This window comes from Liquorilactobacillus nagelii DSM 13675, from assembly GCF_019444005.1.
GTDB lineage: Bacteria > Bacillota > Bacilli > Lactobacillales > Lactobacillaceae > Liquorilactobacillus > Liquorilactobacillus nagelii.
Genome location: NZ_CP049304.1, coordinates 367,056 through 391,511, shown reverse-complemented (window position 1 = coordinate 391,511; position 24,456 = coordinate 367,056). Strand labels below are relative to the sequence as shown.

At 36.7% G+C, this 24,456-nt stretch carries 25 protein-coding genes; 3 read left to right on the top strand and 22 right to left on the bottom strand.

Annotation, left to right across the window (positions count from 1 at the left end):
• The first annotated feature begins 119 nt into the window (after positions 1-119).
• Positions 120-2,771 (top strand): YfhO family protein, encoded by a 2,652-nt coding sequence (locus tag G6O73_RS02100; protein WP_057886872.1) that lies wholly within the window; start codon positions 120-122, stop codon positions 2,769-2,771.
• Here the strand turns inward: G6O73_RS02100 and G6O73_RS02095 are convergent.
• From G6O73_RS02095 to obgE, 8 genes are all read right to left on the bottom strand, one after another.
• Positions 2,768-3,430 carry a potassium channel family protein gene (locus G6O73_RS02095; protein ID WP_057886871.1) on the bottom strand — a complete coding sequence of 221 codons (663 nt, stop codon included), beginning with the start codon at positions 3,428-3,430 and terminating at the stop codon, positions 2,768-2,770. The genes G6O73_RS02100 and G6O73_RS02095 overlap by 4 nt on opposite strands.
• 86 nt (positions 3,431-3,516) lie before the next feature.
• Positions 3,517-4,035, bottom strand: a complete 519-nt coding sequence (locus G6O73_RS02090; RefSeq protein WP_057886870.1) for an adenine phosphoribosyltransferase — start codon at positions 4,033-4,035, stop codon at positions 3,517-3,519.
• 16 nt (positions 4,036-4,051) lie between these two features.
• Entirely contained in the window at positions 4,052-6,364 is a 2,313-nt protein-coding gene (gene recJ, locus G6O73_RS02085; protein WP_057886869.1) for a single-stranded-DNA-specific exonuclease RecJ, read from the bottom strand.
• Positions 6,365-6,378: 14 nt separating this feature from the next.
• A complete protein-coding gene (locus G6O73_RS02080; RefSeq protein WP_057886868.1) occupies positions 6,379-6,723 on the bottom strand; it encodes a lipopolysaccharide assembly protein LapA domain-containing protein in 345 nt (114 codons plus the stop codon).
• A gap of 13 nt (positions 6,724-6,736) precedes the next feature.
• Entirely contained in the window at positions 6,737-7,546 is an 810-nt protein-coding gene (locus G6O73_RS02075; protein WP_057886867.1) for an SDR family NAD(P)-dependent oxidoreductase, read from the bottom strand.
• A complete protein-coding gene (gene rnz / locus G6O73_RS02070; RefSeq protein WP_057886866.1) occupies positions 7,543-8,499 on the bottom strand; it encodes a ribonuclease Z in 957 nt (318 codons plus the stop codon). The genes G6O73_RS02075 and rnz overlap by 4 nt, the downstream gene beginning before the upstream one ends.
• Before the next feature lie 211 nt (positions 8,500-8,710).
• Positions 8,711-10,618, bottom strand: a complete 1,908-nt coding sequence (locus tag G6O73_RS02065; protein WP_057886865.1) for an acyltransferase family protein — start codon at positions 10,616-10,618, stop codon at positions 8,711-8,713.
• Between the two features lie 29 nt (positions 10,619-10,647).
• Entirely contained in the window at positions 10,648-11,946 is a 1,299-nt protein-coding gene (obgE, locus tag G6O73_RS02060) for a GTPase ObgE (protein ID WP_057886864.1), read from the bottom strand.
• Positions 11,947-12,159: 213 nt separating this feature from the next.
• Between obgE and G6O73_RS02055 the strand changes: the two genes are divergently transcribed.
• Positions 12,160-13,071 carry a cation diffusion facilitator family transporter gene (locus G6O73_RS02055; protein ID WP_057886863.1) on the top strand — a complete coding sequence of 304 codons (912 nt, stop codon included), beginning with the start codon at positions 12,160-12,162 and terminating at the stop codon, positions 13,069-13,071.
• On the opposite strand, the gene uvrC is transcribed toward G6O73_RS02055, so the two are convergent.
• The 3 genes from uvrC to G6O73_RS02040 form a co-directional block, all read right to left on the bottom strand.
• On the bottom strand, positions 13,065-14,852 hold the full coding sequence (uvrC, locus tag G6O73_RS02050; RefSeq protein ID WP_057886933.1) for an excinuclease ABC subunit UvrC: 1,788 nt from the start codon (positions 14,850-14,852) through the stop codon (positions 13,065-13,067). The two genes, G6O73_RS02055 and uvrC, sit on opposite strands and share 7 nt — an antisense overlap.
• A gap of 163 nt (positions 14,853-15,015) precedes the next feature.
• Positions 15,016-15,768, bottom strand: coding sequence for an amino acid ABC transporter ATP-binding protein (locus G6O73_RS02045; RefSeq protein ID WP_057886862.1), 753 nt, complete (start codon positions 15,766-15,768; stop codon positions 15,016-15,018).
• Complete coding sequence (locus tag G6O73_RS02040; protein WP_057886861.1) at positions 15,761-17,221, bottom strand: ABC transporter substrate-binding protein/permease; 1,461 nt, start codon at positions 17,219-17,221, stop codon at positions 15,761-15,763. The genes G6O73_RS02045 and G6O73_RS02040 overlap by 8 nt, the downstream gene beginning before the upstream one ends.
• 201 nt (positions 17,222-17,422) lie before the next feature.
• Between G6O73_RS02040 and G6O73_RS12940 the strand changes: the two genes are divergently transcribed.
• Positions 17,423-17,557, top strand: a complete 135-nt coding sequence (locus tag G6O73_RS12940) for an SPJ_0845 family protein (RefSeq protein WP_261905927.1) — start codon at positions 17,423-17,425, stop codon at positions 17,555-17,557.
• Between the two features lie 46 nt (positions 17,558-17,603).
• Here the strand turns inward: G6O73_RS12940 and G6O73_RS02035 are convergent, their stop codons facing one another.
• The 11 genes from G6O73_RS02035 to G6O73_RS01985 form a co-directional block, all read right to left on the bottom strand.
• On the bottom strand, positions 17,604-17,903 hold the full coding sequence (locus G6O73_RS02035; protein WP_057886860.1) for a nucleoside triphosphate pyrophosphohydrolase family protein: 300 nt from the start codon (positions 17,901-17,903) through the stop codon (positions 17,604-17,606).
• Between the two features lie 18 nt (positions 17,904-17,921).
• On the bottom strand, positions 17,922-18,506 hold the full coding sequence (gene yihA / locus G6O73_RS02030) for a ribosome biogenesis GTP-binding protein YihA/YsxC (RefSeq protein WP_057886859.1): 585 nt from the start codon (positions 18,504-18,506) through the stop codon (positions 17,922-17,924).
• Between the two features lie 126 nt (positions 18,507-18,632).
• Positions 18,633-18,809 (bottom strand): 50S ribosomal protein L32, encoded by a 177-nt coding sequence (rpmF, locus tag G6O73_RS02025; protein ID WP_057870847.1) that lies wholly within the window; start codon positions 18,807-18,809, stop codon positions 18,633-18,635.
• A 79-nt stretch (positions 18,810-18,888) separates the two neighbouring features.
• On the bottom strand, positions 18,889-19,422 hold the full coding sequence (locus G6O73_RS02020; RefSeq protein ID WP_057886858.1) for a YceD family protein: 534 nt from the start codon (positions 19,420-19,422) through the stop codon (positions 18,889-18,891).
• 77 nt (positions 19,423-19,499) lie between these two features.
• Complete coding sequence (locus tag G6O73_RS02015; protein ID WP_057886857.1) at positions 19,500-20,654, bottom strand: nucleotidyltransferase; 1,155 nt, start codon at positions 20,652-20,654, stop codon at positions 19,500-19,502.
• A gap of 21 nt (positions 20,655-20,675) precedes the next feature.
• On the bottom strand, positions 20,676-21,029 hold the full coding sequence (gene rsfS / locus G6O73_RS02010; protein ID WP_057886856.1) for a ribosome silencing factor: 354 nt from the start codon (positions 21,027-21,029) through the stop codon (positions 20,676-20,678).
• Between the two features lie 18 nt (positions 21,030-21,047).
• The gene (gene yqeK, locus G6O73_RS02005) at positions 21,048-21,644 is read right to left on the bottom strand and encodes a bis(5'-nucleosyl)-tetraphosphatase (symmetrical) YqeK (protein WP_148126830.1); all 597 of its coding nucleotides are present in this window, start codon (positions 21,642-21,644) and stop codon (positions 21,048-21,050) included.
• Complete coding sequence (locus G6O73_RS02000) at positions 21,631-22,266, bottom strand: nicotinate-nucleotide adenylyltransferase (RefSeq protein WP_057886931.1); 636 nt, start codon at positions 22,264-22,266, stop codon at positions 21,631-21,633. Before G6O73_RS02000 ends, yqeK begins: the two co-directional genes overlap by 14 nt.
• Positions 22,267-22,277: 11 nt before the next feature.
• On the bottom strand, positions 22,278-22,613 hold the full coding sequence (locus G6O73_RS01995; protein WP_057886855.1) for a YhbY family RNA-binding protein: 336 nt from the start codon (positions 22,611-22,613) through the stop codon (positions 22,278-22,280).
• 1 nt (position 22,614) lies between these two features.
• A complete protein-coding gene (yqeH, locus tag G6O73_RS01990) occupies positions 22,615-23,733 on the bottom strand; it encodes a ribosome biogenesis GTPase YqeH (protein ID WP_057886854.1) in 1,119 nt (372 codons plus the stop codon).
• Positions 23,723-24,259: a YqeG family HAD IIIA-type phosphatase gene (locus G6O73_RS01985; RefSeq protein ID WP_057886853.1), complete on the bottom strand. Its 537-nt coding sequence runs from the start codon at positions 24,257-24,259 to the stop codon at positions 23,723-23,725. The genes yqeH and G6O73_RS01985 overlap by 11 nt, the downstream gene beginning before the upstream one ends.
• Between the last annotated feature and the right edge of the window lie 197 nt (positions 24,260-24,456).

Sequence of the window (24,456 nt, the reverse complement as noted above, 5' to 3'; positions counted from 1 at the left end):
AACATAGACAAGTTGATTTTGCTGAGCACTTATACTAAAATTTAACAAATTCGCCATATTTTATTATAAATCAACGGTATAATAAAATTAGATTCGTAAGTTGATTGAGGAGTTATTCTATGAAAGTAAAAATTGTTGATTTTACCAAACGTCATTATTCGTTGTTACTAAGTTTTTGGTTACCTTTTTTGATTATGGGTGGCTATTTTATCTCTCGTAATATGTATCCATTTGGCAGCAGCAGTCTCCTAACTGTTGATCTTGGTCAGCAGTACGTTGACTTTTTTGCTTTTTTTCGGAATACTTTGCTGCACCATCCAACGAGCTTTTTTTATTCATTTAGTAAGGCTTTAGGTGGAGATATGCTCGGTGAATGGGCTTATTACTTGCTGAGCCCATTTAATCTATTGTTATTGATTTTCCCTGCTAAAAATATTGATGCTGCGATCTTTTTAATAACCATCCTTAAATATAGTTGTGCTGGTTTAAGTTTTGCTTTTTTCATTGAAAAAACGCAACATTTACGTGGCTTAAAAACTGTGATGCTTAGTGTTAGTTACGCCCTGATGGGTTGGTTTGTTGCTTATCAATTAAACCTACTTTGGTTAGATGCTGCAATATTATTACCTTTAATTTGTTATTTTTTAAACCAGTTATTACTACAAAATCAACAAAAAATTGCCTACTCGCTGACTTTAGCAGCTGCTTTAATTATTAATTATTACACTGCTTATATGATTTGTATTTTTTTACTCTTATATGCCAGCTGGTTAATTATCGCTCATTATCAATCAGCCAAAAAGTTTGGGCATCAAATTTTGCTGTTTATTAGCAATTCAATTTTAGCTGCCGGATTAGCTGCAATCATCCTAGTTCCGACTTTCTACTCGTTAATTGGTAGCAAAGGTCAATATACTCAGCAGCTCATTCACTACAAATTTGAATATTTTCCGCCTAAAATGCTAGCTAAGCTAATCATTGGTAGCTTTAATTTTCAACAGATGCCCAGTGGCTTACCCAACATTTTTATCGGTTCACTTGGATTACTTGGTTTTATAGCATATTTTTTCTTCCGTCAATTTCCTTGGAAAGAAAGAATTGCTTCATTGTTAATAACATTATTTTTATTATTATCACTTTGTTTTGAACCACTTGATTTATTTTGGCATGGAATGCAGTTTCCTGTATGGTATCCATATCGCTTCTCATTTATTGTTAGCTTTTGGATGCTCTTATTAGCTGGACGTGCACTCCAGCAGTTAAAAAAAGTACCGTCTTGGAAAATTGCTGCCATCAGCAGTTTTGTACTTTATGCTGGAATCATCTTGTATACTTTTTTAAATCTTAAGAAGTTCAGTTTTGTCTCAACTACTAATTTAACTCTGACCGTCGTCATGGCAATTTTAATTTGGCTATTGCTTTTTTGGCCAGTTGATTTGAAGTATCAAGCATTAAAAATCTGCCTACTAAGTATCATTGTCATAGTTGAAGTTGCTTCAAACGCCTTTATTTCTTTGAATAATTTAAGTTATCTTAGCGAAAAAGAGTACGCACAACCCACGGCTGCTTTGACAAATAATGCTACTTGGATTCACAATCATAACCATGGCCTTTTTCGAACTGGTGAAGTTTATAGTCGAACTAAAAATGATGGTCTAGCCCATGATTTGAATACTGGTTCCTATTTTAGTTCAGCTTTGGAAAAGAATGTTCCCGATTTTTATGGCATGATTGGTAATCCTGATGGTGATAATTACGTAACTTATTCAAATGGTACGCTTATTTCCGATGCTTTATTAGGAATGAAATACTTTATCACTCCCAAAAGCAACTTGAGCAATACTCAGCAATCATTAACTCAATTGACAGAAAAGCCTGATTTAAAAACTTATCGACAAATAGCAACCAATAAGTTAACAAAAACTTATCTAAATCAGCACAGTTTACCATTGGCTTACTTAGCTTCAAACCAGCTAACAAAAACAAAATCATTTTACGATGATCCTACAACTTTTCAAACTAATTGGTTAAAGAGTGCTACTGGTCATCAAAGTGATCAATACTTTACGCCACAAAACTTTAATGAGGTGGTTTTTCAAAACGTGACTCAACAGCTACGTTTAACTGATACTGTTTTTAAAAAGAAAAACTTAGCTAAAGAAGCAAAAATTATCTTTAAATTTGTCCCTACAACTAATAATTCTTACTATCTAACCTTGGGAGCTCCTCTTGATAGCGACAATGTAACCTTTTATTTAGGAAATCGACAATTAAACCAGTATAGTACTTTTCGCCATACTGTAGTTGTTAACCTTGCATCTCACGCAAAAGGACAAGAAATAGTTTTAACAGCTGTCTTTAAGAAAAGCTCTTTGTGGCTAAATCATTTTGTTCTATATCAAATGAACAACCGATTGGTTAACCAAAGACTCAGCCAATTGAAAAAGCAGCAACCTACTGTAAAAAAATTATCGGAACGCCGGTTGCAAATTAGTTATACCCAAAAGAAATCACACCAACTGGTAGCTACTACAATTCCTTATAGTAGCGGCTGGCATGCTGAAGTGAATGGTCAACCAGTTAAGACTACTAAAATTCAGCAGATGTTTTTAGGCATTAAAGTTAACGGTGCTGGTGTTAAAAAGATTACTTTAACTTATCGACCACCGTATCTACTAACTGGATTAATAGTTTCCTTAATTTCAATCGCTGTTTTAATCTTTAGCTATTGGTTTTATCGTCCCAAATATCGTCCCAAAAAATTTATTTAACTCATTGATTGGCTAAAATGATCAACATCGGCTGTTTTTCCAACAACTAGCAGACTATCATTTACTAATAATTTTTGATCAGCACGCGGCGAGATAATAATGTCATCGTTGCGTTTTATTGCAATCACATTTAAATGATAGTGGTTACGGAAACGTAATTTTGCCAAATCCTTATTAGCAAAACTAGGTTTAGTAATTTTAATTTCTGCCACTTGAATATTTGCTGATAAATTCAAATAGTCTAACATGTTTTCAGATAATAAACCCTTACCAATTCTTTTTCCCATTTCACGTTCCGGTCGAACAACCTTATCCACGCCGAGTTTTTCTAAAACTCGTGCGTGGTATTTATTTTGTGCTTTGGCCGTGACATGCTTAACACCAAGTTCCTTAACCATTAGGGATACCAAAATACTTGCCTGAATATCTTCTCCTATTGCTACAATTACATGATCAAAGTTACGGATACCAATTGATTTCAAAGTGTTCTCATCTTGTGCATCAGCAATAATTGCTTGAGTTGCAATTTTTTTATAATTATTAATTTGGGCTTCGCTTTTATCAATTACTAATACTTCAGCACCACCGTCTACTAAGGTTTTACAAACACTACTACCAAATCTACCTAAACCAATAATTGCAAATGTTTGTTTTGTCAAAATCTACCCCTCCACAAAAAAGCAGGAAATCAGACTCATCTTCCAATGTACTGAATTTCCTGCCATAAAATCTACTATTAAAATTTTTAGTAATGCATCAAGCTTAATACGTCATAGTCTTTAATGCGGTCTCGTCCTTTTAGTGCATCTAATTCAATAATAAAAGCACAACCAACTACAACTCCGCCTAATTGCTTAACTAAATCAATTGTTGCACCAATTGTACCACCGGTTGCCAATAGATCATCGGCGACAAGAACTCGTTGCCCCGGTTTCACTGCATCTCGATGCAAATACAATTCAGCAGTGCCATATTCTAATTGATAACTAGCTTCTACTGTTTCACGAGGCAATTTTCCTTTTTTTCTTGCCGGAGAAAAGCCAACACCTAATTCATAAGCGACTGGACAGCCGACAATAAATCCTCGAGCTTCAGGTCCGACAATCATTTCCACATTTTTATCCTTAGCAAATTGCACAATTTGATCAGTTGCCTGCTTATATGCAGTTCCATCAGCCATCAGAGGAGATAAATCACGAAAAACAATCCCTTTTTCAGGAAAATCCGGAATGCTTGCAACGTATTTAGTTAAATCTACTGCCATGCTCTAAAACGCTCCTTTAGTTAGTCAAAAGTCGTAAGATCCAGTTGGTTAAGCCAGCTGATTTGCCTTGAATCAAAATTTTTTCCGACTTAAGCTGTTGTAATCTCGAACGGTAACTGTCCAATTTCGTCAAATCAATCTTCCGCTGACTTGTACAACCAGTCATCAGTCCGTTATCTATTTTAACAAATCCTGCTTCAAAAAACATCTGTAAGATGAAATTCAACTGCTGTGGTTTAACTTGCAAATAAGCTGCCATTTTTTCTACGTTATTGGTTATTTGAATTTGCTGATGATTAACAACATAGCGGTAGACTTGAGCTAGTTCTGTTCGTGTTGGAATTTTTATTCCAGCTTGTAAATTAAATGGATAAAAAATCAATTCTAGTTGGTCAACTTGCAGTTGAGAAAATATTTGTTCACCTTCCGAAATTGATGGTGGACAATCAACAATCACCAAGCGTGCAAAATGTTGGCTAAGTAGTTGTTTCTTGCCAATTACTAGCTGACCATTGAGGGGCAAATAGGTTTTCAACAATTTATAATGCCGCTCTTCAAAGAAAAAGTAAGTAGCGGATTGCTGAAATAACTTTCGTGACAATTTTAATGTTCGTTGATCAATCACGACAGGACTGTCACAAGCTAGATCAGCCACCATAATTTGCGGATTTAACTGATTCTTCCACCTATTAAGGGTTAAATGCCCCACAAACTTAAATGCTGTCGGTTGTCTGATGAATGCCTCTCCTTGTTCACCCGCAAAAAAATCAATTGCTGTGATCGAGTGCTTTTCGCCCTGCAATTTGAATTGCAAATGATTCTTTTTTTTGCCAATCATTCTTGGCTGGACTACATTAAAATCTGTAAAAGAAAATGTTGGTGCTGGGTTTCCCGGTCCAAAAGGTTGTAATAAATTAATTTGCTTGATTAATTTTGGATCAATTTCAGTAATTGGTAAGCTAGCAGCTATTACCAATTTGTCTTTACCTGCTGTTTTTATCTGTTGCTGATCAGCTGCTTGATCGAGTGCTCGCTGTAATTGTGGCAATTGCTCCTTTTTGATTGTTAAGCCGCAAGCTTGTTGATGCCCACCAAAAGCTTCGAACAGTTGACGTTGCGGATCAAGAGCTGCAAATAAATCAAACGCCGCAATTGATCGACCAGAACCTTTTGCTAATCCAGTTTTCGCATCAATTCCCAAAACCAAAGTTGGTCGCTGTGTTTTCTCAACTAAACGACTAGCAACAATTCCGACCAAGCCAGGATTCCAATCTGCTCCTGCCACTACATTAACTAAGTGTCGCCCACCATTATTAGTTAATTGGTTCATAGCAGCTGTAGTGATTTTTTCGGTTTCTTGTTGCCGCTTTTGATTCAGTTGCTCAATTTTAGTTGCAATTTCCGCAGCCTTATCTTCCGCAAAGGTCGTTAATAACTCGACACCTGGTTGTCCACTTGCCAAACGGCCTAAGGAATTCAATCTTGGTGCCAAACCAAAAGAAATCGTTTCCGGATCTGCTTGGGTTAGATCCAACTTAGCATTAGCTGCTAAAGCTAATAAACCAGGTCTTTGAGTTTGCTGTAAAGCTAATAAACCAAATTTAACAAGGGCCCGATTTTCACCGGTTAAATCAACTAAATCAGCAATCGTTCCTAAGACAACTAAATCCAACATTTCTTGTGGTACTTCATCCAACAGAGCGGAAACTAATTTAAAAGCAACCCCAACTCCAGCTAAATTAGGGCAAGAATACTCACTGCCTGGATAGCGGGGATGGACAATCGCGTAAGCTGCTGGCAGTTTTGCTGGCAAAGCATGATGATCTGTAATAATAACATCAACACCTGCTTTTTGGGCAAATTCAACTGCACTTGCACCAGCGACACCATTGTCGACTGTAATTAATAACTCAGTTTTTTCTTGAATTAATTGCTGATAACGTTCAAGATTGGGTCCATAGCCATCTTTAAAACGATTTGGAATATAATAATCAACTTTGGCTCCCAGCTCCATCAACGCTTCATAAACAACCGCTGTGCTGCTGATGCCATCAACATCATAGTCACCATAGATTGTTATTTGTTCACCGGTAGCAATTGCCTGCTGAATTCTTTCAACCGCCCGCTGCATATCATGCATTTTAAAAGGGTCATCAATTTGTGCTAGCGTGGGATTCAAGAAAATTTCTGCTTCAGCTGGAGTTTTTACACCACGCTGCAGCAATAATCTAGCAGTTAATGAATCTACTTTCAACGCTTGACTTAAATTTTTAATTTCAGTTTCATCTACCGCAGAAGCTGCAACCCAATGATATTTTGCCTCAAACACTAAAAATGCTCTCCCTACTGTTTAGCGATTTTATTTTTAAGTTGATTAATTTGTTGTTGATATTTAACTTGTGTATCCGTTAATTTTTTTTGATACTTATCTTGATACTCAGCATCCAACTGTGCTTCACGAGTTTGAAATTCCTTAATTTCTTTTCTCAATTGATAAATAGTAACCATTGAAAGTAAAACCGCAATCAAAACACCCAACAGAACTGCCAAAATCACCACTAAAACTAAAGGAAATTCCGGCTGCCACAAAAATAAATCTAATTTAACCTTTTGCGTATTCAACAATGCAAATACAACAATTATTAATGTTAAAAAAATTGCGCTTAATAAACGCCACTGATTTTTCATTCCAATCCCCTTCTCACTTTTTGTTAAACAAGCCACCTGCTAAGCAATCACCAACTCGAGGAAAAAGATTGTAAAAGTGATAAGCTGCCTCAAACAAGTATGGCAGATTAAGTTCTCGTCGACTTGTGCCGATTGCTCTAACAATTTTTTCAGCAACTTCCTGAGGATTCAAGGACAGCCAATCAACTTTATCTAGATAATGTCCTCCGCGGTCAGCAATTGAAAAGAACTCTGTTTTGATTGGCCCCGGATTAACCGTTAAAACAGAAATGCCAAGTGGTTTTAATTCCAACCGTAAAGCATTTGAAAAGGCTAAAACTGCCGCTTTGGTTGCGGCGTAAACTGCCGACTTAGGAGTAGCAATTTTAGCTGCAATAGAAGCAACATTAATAATCGCTCCCACTTGACGTTCCGCCATTTTCAAACCAACAAAACGTGTCAGGTACATTAACCCTAAAACGTTGACCCGAAACATTTTTTCTGTAACAGCCATTTCAAAATCTAAGAAATTCTCCATTAAGCCAAAACCAGCATCATTAACCAAAATTGCAATCGGTCCCAAGTCAGTTTCAATCTGATCCACCGCCGCTTCAACTGCTGCCGGGTCACTAACATCTAGTTGTAATGGCAATGCTAAGCGACCAGAGAGCTGCTGACAACGTTGACTAACTTGTTTCAAACGTTCTAATCTACGAGCGCAAACAACTACTATTGCTCCTTTTTGTGCTAGCTGATAAGCTACTTGTTCGCCTAACCCTGAAGAAGCTCCTGTAACAACGGCAATCCGGTTTCGCAAATCTTTTAACTGACTATATCCTTTCATGAATGAACTCCTCGCTTTCTAGTAGGAAATGGGACAGTAAAAACATCAAAATCTTTGACAACCTTAGTTTTAGGAAAAACCTTGCTAGCATCTTTAGCTAACTGCAAAGCTTGAATTCCAACATAACGCGCTGAAATATGAGTCAAGAATAGTTGCTTTACTTGACATCTTAAAGCACACTGAGCAGCTTCCATACAAGTTGAGTGATAATAATCATGAGCCAAGTGAGCTTCTCCTCTTCCAAAGGTACTCTCATGAACCAACACATCAGCGTTTTGAGCCAACTTTGCGATTGCCGGTGTTTGACGAGTATCGCCTAAAATAGCAATAATTCGTCCTTTACGTGTTTCACCTAAATAGTCTCGCCCGTCTAGGACACGGCCATCTGCTAAAGTAACTTTTTTCCCAGCTTTAAGTTGACCATAAAGTGGCCCACTGGGAACCTGAGCAGCAATTAATTTATCTACTAATAATTCTCCTGGATAATCTTTTTCTTCAATTCGATAGCCAAAACACTCGATCCGATGATTTAAATGTGCCGCATAAACCCGAAAACGTGAATTTTCAAAAATTAGACCATCTTGAGTTAACTCAACAAATTTGATGGGATAACTTAACTTCGATTGTGAAACTCGCATACTAGTTTTGACAAAATCAGCTATTCCCCGGGGACCAAATATTACAAGCGGTTCATTTTTCTGTGCTCCCTGAAAAGATCGACTACTTAAAAAACCCGGCAAACCAAATAAATGGTCTCCATGTAAATGAGTAATAAAAATTTTACTAATCTTGCGGGGCTTAATTGTGGTGCGCAAAATTTGATGTTGGGTACCTTCTCCAACATCAAACAGCCAAATTTCATTAATCTCTTCCAGTAATTTTAATGCAACACTAGATACATTGCGTGATTTTGCCGGAGAACCGGCTCCAGTTCCTAAAAATTCTAATTCCATATTAAATTCCATTCCGTTAAATTTTAATTGCTTTTTCAGTAACTCTGACTAAAGATTATTTTATCATTAATCTAAATTTTATCCAGTTTACTTCTAAATGTTCCTAGATAAGCAAAGCGACTAAAATTATAAAAAAGGACTGTGGCAAAACAAATCTTTTGTCCAGTCCTAATCTGATTTTTACAATTCTTTGCCAACTTCAACTATTCAATCATTCACCTTGTAAAACTTTTTTAGCCACAAAACTACTATAAAATTTCAAGCCATATTCATTAGGGTGAACATTATCTCCATAAAACCAATCACTATGAGAATTACTATAAGTATACCAATCAATAACTTTAAGATTCTCATAATGATTGGTCGCACTTTGTAATGATTGATTAACCTGATCTTGCCAGCGACGAGTTGGTACGTGCGTGTTAATCCAAAATACTTTTCTTTGTTTTCCAATAATCTGCATAATTTGCTGCAGTTGATCAGCGGTAAATGGCCCATTAGTTCCTAAACTGAGCAAAACTGTCGTGGCTAATTTTCCTTGCTGTGCTAAGCCTTGCAAAACTCCAATTGCATCACTGGCTTGGCGACCAACCTTAGCATCAATATACATCTGTGGAAAAATCTGTTGCAGGTCAACTGAGCCATCAGCTAGTACCGAATCACCAACTGCCGTAATCTGTAACTTAGCAGCTTGTTGACGCTCTGATGAAGTTAATTGATCCACCCCTGTTTGTTGACTTGTTGAACTACTACTTGAAGAATCAGCTGTTGCGCTAGTATCACTAGAACTAGCCGCAATTTTTTGACTACCACTTTCTTTAGCAACTTTTTGATTATGTTTTTGAATTGACTTTTCATTGGCAGCAATCTTAGACTGTAAAGTTGAAGTTTTCGGTTTAGTTTGGGCTGCTTGACTGCTAAACGAACCGATTGCAGCAGTTAAACAAACTACAGCTGCCAAAACAATCCAGGCCCGTTTAAACCCATAACGTGAGTCACGTTGGATAAACTCATGCAAAACTTTTTTTGTTTGTCGATAATCAAAATGCTGTAAAGGTCGTTCAATGTAAGTATAAGATAAGTGGCTAATTGTGACAATCAATCCAATTTCAATTAAAGCATGTAACCACGGATGCTGTGCAATATTAGTAACTTTGGTTTCATAAAAAACCATTACTGGATATTGATATAAATAAATTCCGTAGCTCCGCTTACCTAACCATGAAAAAACTCGATTACTCAATAGTCGATTCATATCAGCACCTGGATGTGCAACAGCTGCCACCAAGATAACTGACAATAACGAGAAGAAAAACATTCCTCCACGATAATTTAAATCACTTTCACCTGGCAATTGAAAAAACATCCAAATAATTAACAGTAATGCTCCGACTCCAGCGCCATCTAAAAAAAGTCGTGCTGAATTAGGTAAATCTTTTTTTAACGAAGTACTCGGCCAAATAATCGATAATGAAGCCCCTAATAAAATCGAAAACATTCGTGTATCTGTCCCGAAGTAAATGCGTGAAGGATCTTGTCCTGGTTGAAAAAGTAAAGCCATTGCCAATGCTGAAAAAAATGCGCCAATAAAGATAATATCAAAAATTGGTTGCCGACGTCGAACAACGACCCATAAAAAAATTAGTACTAACGGCCAGAACAAATAAAATTGGCCTTCAATTGAAAGTGACCATAAATGGACAAAGGGTGATTGGGTTCCAAAACGATCAAAATATGATTGCCCTTGATGAACTTCTAACCAATTATAAACATATAAAAAGTTAGTAACAATTACGGCTCGTAAATTTACTAATAAACTTCGCTGAAATAAAGTTATATATGCTGCGGTAGCAACTACCATCGTTACCAGTCCAGGATAAAGCCGCCGAATTCGTCGTTGATAAAATCCCCAAACATCAATTTTTCCGTTTTGTTGCCATTCTTGATTCAACAAATCAGTGATTAAATAACCCGATAAAACAAAAAAGATTGGTACTCCTAAGTATCCCCCTTGAATGTTATAAGGCATTAAATGATATAAGATGACCGCAATAACCGCTATTGTTCTAACACCGTCAAATCCGGTAATATAACGGTGCCTTTTTATTCTTTGATTCATTCTATAAACCCTCGATCAGTTTTGAAAAATTAATCTACAAATTCAAAAGTGAAGTCTTTTAACCTTACCAAATCTCCATCTTTTGCTCCCCGTTCCCGTAATGCATCATCAACCCCAAGATGTCTTAGCTGACGTGCAAAACGAGCTAAACTTTCATCATGTTCCAAATTAGTCATTTCAAATAATTTTTCAATCTTTTCGCCACTTAAAATCCAAACTGCATCTGCGTCTCGTGTAATTGTAAATGGAGTTTCACTAACTTCCATAGTTTCGGCTGAATACTGTTGCTGCTGCTGACGTTCAGCCAAAGTTGGATAAACTGGAGCAGTTGCTAGTAAATCGGCAGCTCGATTCAACAAAGTATCTAAGCCTTGATGAGTAACTGCTGATATTTCGATAATTTGTGGCAGTTGATCCATGTCTTTTTTTAATTCTTGTTTAAATTCTTTTAAATTTTCTTTTGAACTCGGCAAATCCATTTTGGTTGCTACAATAATCTGTGGCCGCTTTAACAACAATTCATCATAAACCGCTAGCTCATGATTAATTTTTTGATAATCAGTCAGCGGATGTCGTCCGTCTGTCCCACTCATATCAACTAAATGGAGCAACACACGTGTCCGTTCAATATGTCGTAAAAACTTAATTCCCAGACCGACTCCTTGCGCCGCTCCTTCAATTAACCCCGGCATATCAGCCATCACAAAATCGCGACCATCTCCTAAACGAACCATACCCAGATTCGGTGCTAGAGTGGTGAAATGATAAGCAGCAATCTTAGGCTTAGCACTTGTTACTGCCGCCAGCAACGTTGATTTGCCTACCGAAGGAAAACCAACTAAACCAACATCAGCTAATACTTTTAATTCTAATTGCAAAATCCGTTCAATTGCCGGTTCACCATTCTCAGCAATTTCTGGTGCTGGGTTTCTTGGACTAGCAAAGTGGATATTTCCGCGACCACCACGGCCACCCTTAGCAACGATCAATTGTTGCCCTTCCTCAGTTAAATCACCCAAGATTTCTTGTGTCTCTGCATCAGAAACAGTTGTCCCACGGGGAACCTTGATAATTAAATCATTCGCCCCACGGCCATACATTCCTTTAATCATACCTTTACCACCGCTAGGAGCTTTAAAGTGACGATGATAACGAAAGTCTAATAAAGTTCGACGATCATTAGCTGCTTCCAAAACCACATTTCCCCCACGGCCACCGTCACCACCAGCCGGACCGCCATTTGGAACGTACTTTTCTCGTCGAAATGCAACCATTCCATCGCCGCCCTTACCAGATTTTACGTTAATTCTGACCTGGTCAACAAACATGTCAGCGCCTCCTTTTTATTTACTATGATATATCTCCTAAAACTACAAGCATCACTATAACAGTTTTTCGAAAGGTGGTCAAAAAAATTCTAATTATTCTAAAAACTTAAATGGAACAACTTAGAAAGAGTGCATTAAATATTTGGCTTTTTTTTAACAACCATTTATAATTTTGTTATTGAATAAATTAAGATTAATAAGGAAGTTATTATTTTGCAAGAAAAATACCAAAATTTAAAAATTGCTCAGCGCTGGGTTTTAATAAGTTCCTTAGCGTATGTTTTTTTAGCTATGTTAAAACTAGTGGTTGGTCAAATGAGTCATTCTGCCACTTTATTGGCTGATGCCTCAAATAATCTAACGGATATCTTATCTTCAATGGCGATTATTTACGGACTTCATCTCGCACGCCGCCCACCAGATGAGCATCACCAGTACGGACATTGGAAAGCTGAAACAATTGCGACTTTTGCAACTTCTTTAATCATGTTACTAGTCGGTGGAAGTGTTATCTACTCTTCAATTAAATCCATCTTGGCCAACCAGAATTCAACTCCTGATATTTTTGCTTTATTTGTCGGACTTTTTAGTGGTGGAATCATGTATGCTATTTATTTCCATAATGCCCGAATTGCTAAAAAACTAAAATCTTCTTCTTTGATGGCTATTGCTAAAGATACTCGAAATGATGCTTGGACAAGTTTCGGGACTAGTTTAACAATTATTGCTGCTAATCTAAACTTTCCGCGCCTAGATAACATTGTTGCCTTAATCATTGGTGGTTTAATTCTAAAAACCGCTTATGATATTCTTTCAGACAGCGCTTTTGCTCTATCCGATGGTTTTGACGATGACTTGCTTGATGAATATATTGCCGCTGTCGAAAAAGTTCCTGGCGTTGAACGTGTTCACAATATCCAAGGGAGAACCTATGGAGCTAATATTTTTGTCGATATTATTATCTGGGTTGATCCGCAAATGACAGTTCGTGAAAGTCACCATGTTACCGAAAAAGTTGAAAGCCTTTTACGTCGCAAATTCAATGTTCTTGATACTGATGTTCATGTTGAACCTTGGGATGTTGATTACGAACCACAGCGCCCAAATGAATTAAATAGTCACTGAGCAGATTGCGATGATTGCAAACTAATCTTGATTGTCTGTGCAACCTGATGTGAAATCCCCAACGATTGCAATTCCGGAATTGAAGCTGCAGCAATTTTTTTTAATGATCCAAACTTTTTTAATAACTTTACTCTCGTTCTCGGACCTACTCCAGGAATCAGATCCAACCGTGATGCCAATGAATGTTTTGAATGAGTTTGACGATGAAAGGTGATCGCAAAACGATGAACTTCATCTTGAATCCGCTGCAACAAGTAAAAACCTTCACTTTTCGGATCTAAAGCTAGTTTTTCAAAATGGTTGTTCATTAAATCAGCCGTCTTGTGATGTTCATTTTTGACCATGCCAGCAACTGGAATATTCAAATTTAATTCATTTTGCAAAACATCCTGGGCTGCTTCAATTTGAATTTCTGCTCCATCCATTAAGATTAAATCTGGCAACTGGGCTTTTTCCTTTAATAACCGAATATAACGCCGACGAATTACTTCTCGTGTGCTAGCCGTTTCATCAGCATGATCCACCGTCCGCAATCGGTATTTTCGATATTGACTTTTTTCTGGTCGCCCATCTACAAAGCAAACCATCGCTGATACCAAATCTGTTCCTTGAAGATGTGAATGGTCAAAAGCCTCAATTCTATGACCAGTAGGTAACTTCAGTTGCTGCATGATCTGATTCATTGCACCAATTGTTTTACGATCATCCAATTCCAACAACCGGAATTTTTCATCTAAAACTAATTGGGCATTTTTTTCTGCCAATTCTAAAAGTTCTTTTTTTTGTCCCCGCTGTGGCGTTCGCACTGGAACCTGCAGGATTTCGCTTAAAATTTGCCGATCAACTTGAGCTGGGACCAATATTTCACGTGGTAAAAGTTTGTTTTTTTGATTGTAAAACTGCAAAATAAACGATTCCATTTCAGCTGCTGGAGTATCAATGCAAGGGAAGAGCCGTTTTTCACGCTTCATTAAACGCGCCTGACGGATGTAAAATACTTGGAGTGACAGCCATCCCTTATCCATATAAAAATTAAACAAGTCGCGTGGTGTGTTATCATTTGAAATAATCTTTTGTTTTTCAACAGTTACTTCAATATAGTGAATTTGATCGCGAATTTCAGCCGCTCTTTCAAATTCTAATTTAGCTGCTGCCGCTGACATTTTTTGCTGCAATTCTTTTTTAATTTTAGCAACATTACCATTTAAAAAAGCTTTAATTTTACGAATTTGCTGCTGATATTTTTCTGGGGGAACTTCTTGAAAGCAAGCTCCGAGACATTGCCCCATATGATAATACAAACATGGCCGCTTTTGATACCCATTACAACGCCTTAATGGATAAACCTTTTGGAGTAACTGCATTGTTTCATCAGCTGCATAAACATTCGGATATGGTCCAAAATAGTAACCACCATCATTTTTAATTTGACTAACAATTTTTAATTGCGGATCTTTTTCGTGGGTAATTTTAATATATGGATAACCGGTTCCCCGCTTTAATTTTATATTGTAATAAGGTTTGTGCTTTTGAATTAGCGTGATCTCTAACAAAAACGCCTCTTTGTCGGTCGTCGTCACAATCGTCTCAAAATCTCGTATTTCACTAACTAAGCGAGCTGTTTTACCCTCATGACTGCTTTTGAAGTACGATCGAACCCGATTCTTCAAATTTTTTGCTTTGCCAACATAAATTATTTGACTATTTAAATCTTTCATCAAATAGCAACCCGGCAAATCCGGTAACAATTTCAATTTATTTTCAATATGCTGTATTGCCATTTTCAATCCTTTCACATTCAAATCTCAATAGTGTTATCTGCCAAGAACTATTAAAGCTAACAATTATACTAGCACACTTGCTGGTTACAAGAAAAATAATAACACATCATAAAAAGGGTCGATAATCAAGGGAATGATTATCGACCCTTAGCTACATTCATGATTAATTAAGCATTTTAGAAAGAAAATCTTGAGCCCTTTCCGTTTGTGGATTGGCAAAGAAATCTGCTGGCTTACCTTTTTCTTGGATATAGCCATCCGCCATAAACCAAATTTGATCAGCTACTTCCTTGGCAAAACCCATTTCGTGAGTTACAACCACCATTGTCATTCCGGAATTAGCTAAATCACGCATAACTTTCAAAACTTCTCCAACCATTTCTGGATCTAGTGCTGATGTTGGTTCATCAAACAACATTACCGCTGGATCCATTGCTAAAGCTCGTGCAATCGCAACTCGCTGCTGTTGACCACCAGAAAGACTAGCTGGATAATCATTTGCTTTGTCAGCTAAGCCTACCTGAGCTAATAATTTTTCAGCTTGTTCTTTTGCCTGATCAGCGGCCAATTTACGAACTTTTAATGGAGCAAGTTGCAAATTATCCAAAACCGTTAAATTCGGAAACAAATTGAAACTTTGGAACACCATTCCCATTTTTTGTCGTAAATGATTTAATTCATCCTCTTTGATTCCCGTTAAATCATTTCCTTCAAATAAAACTTTTCCTGAAGTGGGCGCTTCTAAAACATTCAAGCAACGTAAAAAAGTACTTTTACCAGCGCCTGAAGGCCCAATCACACAAATTACTTGTCCAGCCTTCACCGTTTCACTAATATCTTTTAAAATTACGTTTTCGCCAAAAGACTTCTTTAAATGTTGTAATTCAATAATTGTTTGATTTTGTTCTTTAAGCATGCTTCATCTTCCTCTCAAAATGTCCAAGCACATTTGATAAACCAAAGGTCATGATGAAATATAAGACCATGGCGACAAAAATTGGCAGAACACCTTTATAAGTTGCTGCTTGAACTAATTGCATTTGATACATCAAATCCCCAACACCGATAATCGATACAATTGAACTTTCCTTGATTAACGTGATAAATTCATTACCCAAAGCTGGCCAAATATTTTTCAATGCTTGAGGAATTACAACAAAACGATATGTTTCTCGTTGCGACATTCCTAAACTTCGAGCAGCTTCAGTTTGCCCAACTGGAATCGATTGAATCCCTGAACGAATAATCTCAGCTACATAGGCGCCTGAGTTCAATGAAACAGCAATTATTCCGGCAACCAGAGCTGGCAAAGATTGAATTATTGCGCCAATTCCAAAATAAACAAACATTACTTGAACCATCAATGGTGTTCCACGAACAAATTCAATATAACAAACAGCAATCAAATGGAAAATTTTTACACGTGATAACCGCATTAAGGCAAAAATCGTTCCTAACAAAAAGCCAAAAAATACCGAAACAGCTGTAATTAAAAGCGTATATTCAATTCCTTTGGCGAAGTAGGTCCAATAATTTAACATCGTACTCTTTTTAGAATTCGAAGTCATGTATTTACCAGCTTCGGGTATATACTCCTTATTAATTAAGTTCTGCTTTTTTATTTGGCTAATTGTCTTGTTCGCCGCATTAACTAGACTAGTTGCACCCTTAGGAAAGCCAATAGCTGAACCCGTCTGCGTAGAATCAACATCAAATTTTGGATTAATAACTTTCAATGATGAATTATTTTCTGCAAATGCTTTAGCAGTTGCCTCTTCCATAGCAACTGCGTTAACTTTGCCAGACTGTAAAGCAATCACTAAATCATTTAATTTTGCCAGTCCCTTTATACTATTGCCCTTCATCTGGTCCTTAACCAACTGATACTGAAGTGAACCTGTTTGAGCTCCAATAGTTGCACCCTTGAAACTTTGAATATTTTTATACTTAGCCGCATCCTTTTTATTAATCAACATATATTGATTACCGCGATAATAAATATTCGAGAAATCAACACTCTTTTTTCTTTCAGGAGTTGGATTCATACCAGCAATTACCATATCAACTTTATGTGTTTCTAAAGCAACTAATAAGGAATCAAAATCCATGTTTTTAACTTCTAATTTGACTCCTAAATCTTTGGCAAACTTTTTGGCAATATCAATATCCAATCCAACATAATCTGTTTTCCCTGATGTTTTCACCGTAAATTCATATGGTGGGTAGTCAGCACTAGTTCCAACAACTAATGTTCCCTTTTGTTTAACTTGATTTAAATAATTATCACTAGCCGCTTGAACATGTCCAAAACTAATCAAAGTTCCCAACATGAAAAAAGCTAGTAAAACTAATAACTTTTTAATTTTCATCTGCTTATCCCCTTATTCAACTTAACTTAATAAAGCTAGTATACTTTAAAAAGCATTATTATGCAATAATAAACCGAAATTAATTATTTTTATGCATTTAAATTGATAATTAACAACCACTAGCCAAATATTTGAAAAATTTCAAAGCTTTTGATAGAATGCATTTAAAGTATTAATTATTAAATGGGAGGAAAAACCACAATGGGACTTACCATTAATCGTCAAAATCAATTAGACCAGTTATTTGATAAATTTGCAGCTGATCCACTTAAACCGACTGAAAAGAAAGAAAAACCTGAAAAGGAACAAAAAGAGACTGCTAAGAAAAAAAAATAGTTTAAAAAAAAAGAGAGTTGGCGTTTTTTAATGCCAGCTCTCCTTTTTATTTGTCAGCTGAATAACCATGCGGATAACGTTTATTTAAAGCGGCAATATTTGTTTTTGCCACATCTTCAAAGGGAACATCTGCCCATTGAGCAATTTGGGATAAATACCATAAAACATCTCCCATTTCTTTAATCATCTCTTCGCGATCCAATTCTTTACCTTTGAAAGTATAGTTTTTAATTAAATCAATTAATTGGCCACTCTCTCCTGCTAATCCAAGAGCACAATTAGTTAGAATCTGTTCATTACCATAAAGTGTCCGATTAGCAGCTTGCTGATATTCATTAAATTCCATTTTCAAATCACCTTACCTTTATTTAATCAACTGGTTAATCCAACCCCAGACTTGTTCTTGACCATAGTGTTCAATCGTCGAATAAAGAACTAATTCGTCGGAATTTTCAATTTTTAATTGTTGCTTAAAAGTTGAACTAATTTTGTTTCGCTGATTACGTGGAACTTTGTCGGTCTTAGTAGCAACAACTAAGACCGGCAACTGATAATAATGTAAAAACTCAACCATTTGTTTATCTAAACTCATTGGTGCATGACGACCATCAATCAATGAAACAACTCCACGTAAATTTTCTCGTTGCGTCAAATAAGTTTCGATCATCCTGCCCCACTCAGCACGTTGTTTTTTGGAAACCTTTGCGTAGCCGTATCCAGGAACATCAACTATCCGCCAATTTTGATCAATTGTATAAAAGTTTAATGTTTGTGTTTTACCTGGTTGGTTCGATGTTCGAGCAAAACTTTTTCTGCCCGTCAGTGAGTTGACTAGTGAAGACTTTCCGACATTTGATCTGCCAACAAAAGCAATCTCTGGCAATTGATCTGTCGGATACTGTGTCGGACGGACGGCACTAATTTCTAATTCTATTTGATGTGATTTCATTTCTACACCAACCTTCCAAAGTTAAATTCTATCATAATTTTTATGACTACTCAGTAATTAAGCCAAAAAAAAAGCGCTCCAAGCTTTTACTTAGAACACCCATCATTGCAAATTGAATAAATTCAATTACTTAACTTTAACAACTTCTTTGCCATCATAATAACCGCAACTTGGGCAAACTCGATGTGATTTTCTTAATTCACCACAATTTGGGCAAGCACTCAAGCCAGGTACTTGAAGCTTATAATGGGTACGACGGAGACGTTTCCGTGTCTTAGAAGTTTTTCTTGCTGGAACTGCCATTAAAGCCACCTCCTTTAAAATAAATATTCAACAAACAAAATTGTACCGGTTATTTTTCATTTTTGCAACTAGGACTGCCTTAATCTTTAAAAAAGTTTTTAAGTTTTGCTAGCCGTGGATCAATGCTTTTTTGATTACTGGCAGCATGACCTTCCTCAACTACTTGCCAATCTTTACCAGTTGGTAAGACAGCCTTTCCAGCATTTTCTGCAGGAGTCAAAACTTTCAGTGGCAACCGTGCTAAAACATTATCACAGATAATTTCACTTAAATCCAACAAACCATCAGCTAAAAAAATCACAACATCATTCTTGCCGAACGCGGCTAAATTTTCTGTCTGCTGATCAACATAATACTCGTTGATATCAAAGTTCAGCTGAGTGGCAACTGGTTGTAACGATCGAGTCGATGGTAAAACCAGCTTAATTTCGATTTTAAAGCTTCCTAAGACTCCTAATTGATTTAATGCAAAAAAACCGTTAATCTTAGCCGGAGAAACTGAGATAATACTCTCATTTTTACTTTTAATTAACGATGAAATATCGACTGTTTCATTCAGCGCCAACGGTTCAGTACAATTACGGCGTAATTCATCAAGTGTCCATTTGATCAAAAAGATTCCTCCAATACAACAAGCTTGATTATACCGGCCAGCGTGTGCAATGTCAATGGTTTTTACTTGACAGCTACTTAACGATTTAAAATTATCGGCAATCTTTTTAAATCTTGTGCTTGCTGCCAAACAGTTGCATATATTCGACCAGCTTTATAATCACTGCTAATAATTCCCTTTTTTTCATTTTGAGAAATTTTGGTAATTAAAGGCCACCGACTAGTTTTTTTAATCTGATGCAACAAGTTCTGACCCGCAATATCAAAACCAAGTACTCGCAAATAGGGATTTTGCCGCTGCTGTTCAACTTCTTGATTAGTTAATTGCAGTAAAACAACAACAGCAAGGCGACTAAGATGCGTATAAGTATAACGTTTAGTTTTCACTTTTTGAAGCCAAGTTTCAAAAGTCAAAGGTGAAACTGCCATTAAAGACTCTAATTGTTGCTGCATGCGATACTCAACCCCAGCTGTTACGTCATAAAGTTGTCGTAACTGTTCCAGTGGTGTAACAATTAGCTGATAACGTAGTAACGGCCAGAAATCTTCCCAGCTGACCGGTTGATCTCTTTGAATAACCGCCTGACTTCCGATTGGCAAATATGGTAAAACTTTTTTTGTGTCTTGTTTCCAAGCCCGCCTAATCGAAGAAGCACTAGCAATGAATTGATTAGCCGGCAAATTTTGCTCATGGTAAGCTGCACCTACTCGCTGTAGAGGATACAATTTAATTGATGCATGATTGATTAAGATTGCTTTAGCGTATGCTAAGCCTAATAAATCATTTGGTTGCTCAACTGAATATCCCAATTTTCCTGTAACTGCTCGTTGATATGCAGCAGCATACGACTCATTGAAACGACTAAAATCCCCATGCACATGCTGGACCTTTCGAGCCATTGCTAAAAAGTCGTAACTTGCATGTTCAGCACCAAAAGCCAAGTAATCTATTTGTAATTCTTGCAAAAGTTTAATTGCCCCTTCAGCAAAACGATCAGCTGGTTGGACACAGTAGGTAACTGGTAACTCAATTACCAAGTTAACTCCAGCAACTAATGCCTGTTTTGCTCGAGTCCACTTGTCAACACAAGCCGGTTCTCCTCTTTCCAGAAAATTGCCACTCATAACAACAACAATCACTGCATTCGGAAAGTGACGGCGAATTTCCCGTAATTGATAGAGATGACCATTATGAAAAGGATTATATTCAGCTATAATTCCCACAACTGTCATTTTTTGTCACCCACTAATAAACTATTTGGTCAACTGTGTTAAATCAATTTGTGGTGCTTGTGACCAGAGCTTTTCCAGATTATAAAACTTACGAGTTTCTGTCTGAAAAATATGCACAATAACTGTCCCTAAATCAATCAAAATCCAACTTTTACTACTTTTCCCGTCAATTTGGCTAATCGGAAAATCAGCTGCTGTTACTTTTTCTTCAATCGCCTCAGCAATTGCTTGGATTTGTCGTTGACTATCTGCTTGCATAATTACAAATTGATCAGCGACTGTTGTCAATTGCTCAACATCTAAAATCACTAAATCCTCAGCATGTTTATCATCAGCTGCAGCAACTATTGTCTGCAATAATTTCAAATTTTCCAAATTTATGATTCAACTCCTTTATTTTTTTACAACCCATTGATTATAAGCGGCCATAGCTCCTGGATAAATAGTTTGGCTGCCGTTTATTAGATAGGTTAATGTATGTTTGGTTTCAAAGGCAACTGCTTGATCTAAACTGCCCTTAGCTACGGCTCGAGCTACTTCAACATCAGGGAAATCACGCCCGGGTTCAATAAAATCTGCCACATAAATTACCTTGTCCAATGGTGTCATGATTTTAGCTCCCACCGTGTGTCTCCGCACTGCATTTAAAATAACTTGATCAGTAATCTTTAGCTCAGTTTTAATTATCTCAGCTCCAACAACACCATGCCAAATAAAATTACTCCAATTTAATAAATCATCATCCAATTGATATTTTTTTATTGCTTGTTTAAATTCATCATCTGAACGATTTTTAGTGTAATCATGCACTAAAGCTGCAACGCTGGCTTGTTCTAGATCAACACCATTAACTGCTGCTAATTTAAGTGCTGTCTGCTCTACTCCTAAAATATGTTGATAGCGCTTAGCCTTAACACTCTTTTTTACTGCTTGCAGCAGTTCTTGACGCGAACCTGGAAAATAATGCTGGCGATAATCAATTTTTTTCACGATAAAGCCCTTCTTTTTGAATATATTGCTGAACAGCACTTGGTACTAGGTAACGAATCGATTGATTATGAGCTACCCTTTGCCTAACACCAGTTGAACTGATTTGAATCAAAGGAATATCAACCCACATAATTGGATACTTACTTTCTAATGGAAATCCAACACGTTTAACTCCAACAAAATGCACTAATTTGACTAATTCATCAATTCGATGCCATTTCGGTAAGTACGCTACCATATCGCCGCCAATAATAAAATAAATCTCATATTCTGGATGCTTTGCCAGTAATTGTTTGATTGTATCAAATGTATAACTAACTCCACCACGTTTTAATTCACAATCTTCTAATTCAAAATGCGGATTATCCTTAATACTTGCTTTTACCATTTTTTGACGATGTTGGGCAGCGATTGCTTCTTTATGATCAACATGTGGCGGATTAGCATCCGGCATAAATAAAATTTTCTCCAGTCCCAGTTGCTCATAAACTTGTTCAGCAATAATCAAATGACCAATATGTGGCGGATTAAAAGTTCCGCCCAAAATTCCAATTCTTTTTTTCTTAATAATTGACTCAGCTTGCAAAACCGGTTTAACAATCGGTTGCTGAAAAGTAACCACTGGCAATCATCTCACCCCTTATTTGATACCAATTGATCTAACTGGGAAGAAAAATTGCGATTAACAATTTTTTTAGCGGGACAGTATACTGTTAGCACGTGGCCCAAAATCTGAATCACCTGAATATGTGAATTGCTTTCCAAAAATTCCTTAGTTTCTTGCTCATCAACAGCAGCATTAGCTAAAATGTTAATCTTCAACAATTCACGTTTTTCAATTACCAACTCTAATTGTTGCAGCCATTGCGCAGAAAATCCTTCTTTGCCAATTTGTACCACTGGACGCATTGAATGTGCTTGTGATTTTAACCACTTTTTTTGTTTATTATTTAATTTATCTGAATTCATTTTAAATCATTGCCTTCCTAATTGAAACGCCTACTCCTGCAGCTGTCCAAACTGCAACTGTTGCATTTGCAGGTATCGTAATCCATCCTAAACCTGCTAAAACCACATCACTCTTTTGAGTTGTTTTAAAGACATGACGTTTAGGTTCTGCAAAAGTGGCTGCATTTTGTTTAAACGGCGGCTGCAATAATTCCCCCAAATGTCGCTTAAAAAATTGATCCGCATTAATTGTTTTAGTTCGATGAATTAATAAACGATTGCTTAAATAAACTACAATTGATTTGCTTTGTCCATTTAAATAATCAAATCGTGCTAAGCCACCTAAAAACAATGTCTGTTCTGTATTTAATTGATAAGTTTTAGGTTTTAATTCACGAGTTGGCTGTACATACTTCAATTCTTTAGGGCTCAATCTATTGGTCAATTGCTTAGCCTGAACAATGCCTGGTGTGTCCCACAAATTTCCGCCATCATCTAACGGAAGTTTAATAATATCTAATGTCGTCCCTGGAAAACGCGAAACAGTTAATAGATTGTCATTTCCTCCCGAACGAGCTACTAAACGATTGATTAACGTAGATTTACCAACATTAGTAACTCCAACAACACACACATCATTATCCTGGCGAAAATCACTAATTTCGGTCAACAAATCATCAATTCCTAAATTTTTGGCGGCGCTAATCAAAACAACAGCCACCGGATGCAAACCAATTTCATAAGCCCGCTGACGCAACCACTCTTTTATTTTTGTTTTTTTTAACGACTTCGGTAAAAGATCAACCTTATTTCCCACTAAAATAATTGGGTTATCTCCCACAAAACGTGGTAACGATGCTAAGACTGAACCATTAAAATCAAAAATATCAACCACATTAACAACTAGGGATTTTTGTTGACCAACCTTTGTTAAAATTCGTAAAAAATCATCATTAGTTAAAGAGACCGGCAGCATTTCATTATAATGCCGCAGCCGAAAACATCTTTGGCAGTAAAGTTCATGGTTTTGAGAACTCATTTCTTTTTCTAAAACACTTGCTGGAACAAACCCCAACTCCTGCGGGGCTGTTGTCTGCAGCTTAACTCCACAACCGATGCAATATGGTATTTCAGCGATCATTAAGCTTCTTCCCCCAATTCTTTGACAACAAGTTTTTCTTCTGTAAATAATGCTTTAATATTTTTTCAAAAAAACGATTAATTTTTGTATTCCAAGCATCCGATTCGACCAAAGGTTTAACAAGAATACTGCGAATACCAGCACTATGAGCAGCCATTACATCCGTTAATAGTTGATCACCTATCAGTGCCACTTCTTGATTATTAATACCGGCAACTTTCATTGCCCGCTTAACTCCTACTCCTAATGGCTTCATTGCTCGAGCAACAAAAGGTAAGTTCAATGGTGCTGCAAACGATTCAATTCTTGCACGACTATTATTCGAAACAATGATTACCGGAATTGCAGCACTTTCCATCTGCTTCAGCCAAGTTGTCAGTCGTGAAGATCCTGAGGGCTGATTCCAAGCAATCAAAGTATTGTCAAGGTCTGTCAGAACAACTTTAATTCCTTGGGACTTTAAATCTTCTGGTGTCAAATCAAAAATTGATTCTAACATCCAGGTTGGTTTTAACCATGTAAACATGCATGACACTCCTATTTTCTTTTGCCTTTTATTATAGGCCGAAAACATCATAATAAGCAAAATAGTTAAACTTAATTGTTAGTATAACCAGTCAACCACTCCCGACTAAAGTCAAAAGCTTGTGGAAACTGCATCTAATGGTGCAACGACCACAATTTGCTTAGATACAGCAATTGCCTCTAAACAGGTCTGACGTG

What these genes read in the sequence shown, in the direction of transcription:
- G6O73_RS02040 (WP_057886861.1), bottom strand. Translation starts at nt 17,221, where the DNA reads ATGAAAATTAAAAAGTTATTAGTTTTACTAGCTTTTTTCATGTTGGGA.
- obgE (WP_057886864.1), bottom strand. Translation starts at nt 11,946, where the DNA reads ATGTTTGTTGACCAGGTCAGAATTAACGTAAAATCTGGTAAGGGCGGC.
- G6O73_RS02035 (WP_057886860.1), bottom strand. Translation starts at nt 17,903, where the DNA reads ATGGAATTTAATGAATATCAGCAAGCTGCTAATCGGACACTTTATGGT.
- G6O73_RS02065 (WP_057886865.1), bottom strand. Translation starts at nt 10,618, where the DNA reads ATGAATCAAAGAATAAAAAGGCACCGTTATATTACCGGATTTGACGGT.
- G6O73_RS02045 (WP_057886862.1), bottom strand. Translation starts at nt 15,768, where the DNA reads ATGCTTAAAGAACAAAATCAAACAATTATTGAATTACAACATTTAAAG.
- G6O73_RS12940 (WP_261905927.1), top strand. Translation starts at nt 17,423, where the DNA reads ATGGGACTTACCATTAATCGTCAAAATCAATTAGACCAGTTATTTGAT.
- rpmF (WP_057870847.1), bottom strand. Translation starts at nt 18,809, where the DNA reads ATGGCAGTTCCAGCAAGAAAAACTTCTAAGACACGGAAACGTCTCCGT.
- rnz (WP_057886866.1), bottom strand. Translation starts at nt 8,499, where the DNA reads ATGGAATTAGAATTTTTAGGAACTGGAGCCGGTTCTCCGGCAAAATCA.
- G6O73_RS02090 (WP_057886870.1), bottom strand. Translation starts at nt 4,035, where the DNA reads ATGGCAGTAGATTTAACTAAATACGTTGCAAGCATTCCGGATTTTCCT.
- G6O73_RS02080 (WP_057886868.1), bottom strand. Translation starts at nt 6,723, where the DNA reads ATGAAAAATCAGTGGCGTTTATTAAGCGCAATTTTTTTAACATTAATA.
- G6O73_RS01995 (WP_057886855.1), bottom strand. Translation starts at nt 22,613, where the DNA reads ATGAATTCAGATAAATTAAATAATAAACAAAAAAAGTGGTTAAAATCA.
- G6O73_RS02075 (WP_057886867.1), bottom strand. Translation starts at nt 7,546, where the DNA reads ATGAAAGGATATAGTCAGTTAAAAGATTTGCGAAACCGGATTGCCGTT.
- yihA (WP_057886859.1), bottom strand. Translation starts at nt 18,506, where the DNA reads ATGAAATCACATCAAATAGAATTAGAAATTAGTGCCGTCCGTCCGACA.
- G6O73_RS02100 (WP_057886872.1), top strand. Translation starts at nt 120, where the DNA reads ATGAAAGTAAAAATTGTTGATTTTACCAAACGTCATTATTCGTTGTTA.
- uvrC (WP_057886933.1), bottom strand. Translation starts at nt 14,852, where the DNA reads ATGGCAATACAGCATATTGAAAATAAATTGAAATTGTTACCGGATTTG.
- yqeH (WP_057886854.1), bottom strand. Translation starts at nt 23,733, where the DNA reads ATGATCGCTGAAATACCATATTGCATCGGTTGTGGAGTTAAGCTGCAG.
- G6O73_RS02015 (WP_057886857.1), bottom strand. Translation starts at nt 20,654, where the DNA reads ATGACAGTTGTGGGAATTATAGCTGAATATAATCCTTTTCATAATGGT.
- G6O73_RS01985 (WP_057886853.1), bottom strand. Translation starts at nt 24,259, where the DNA reads ATGTTTACATGGTTAAAACCAACCTGGATGTTAGAATCAATTTTTGAT.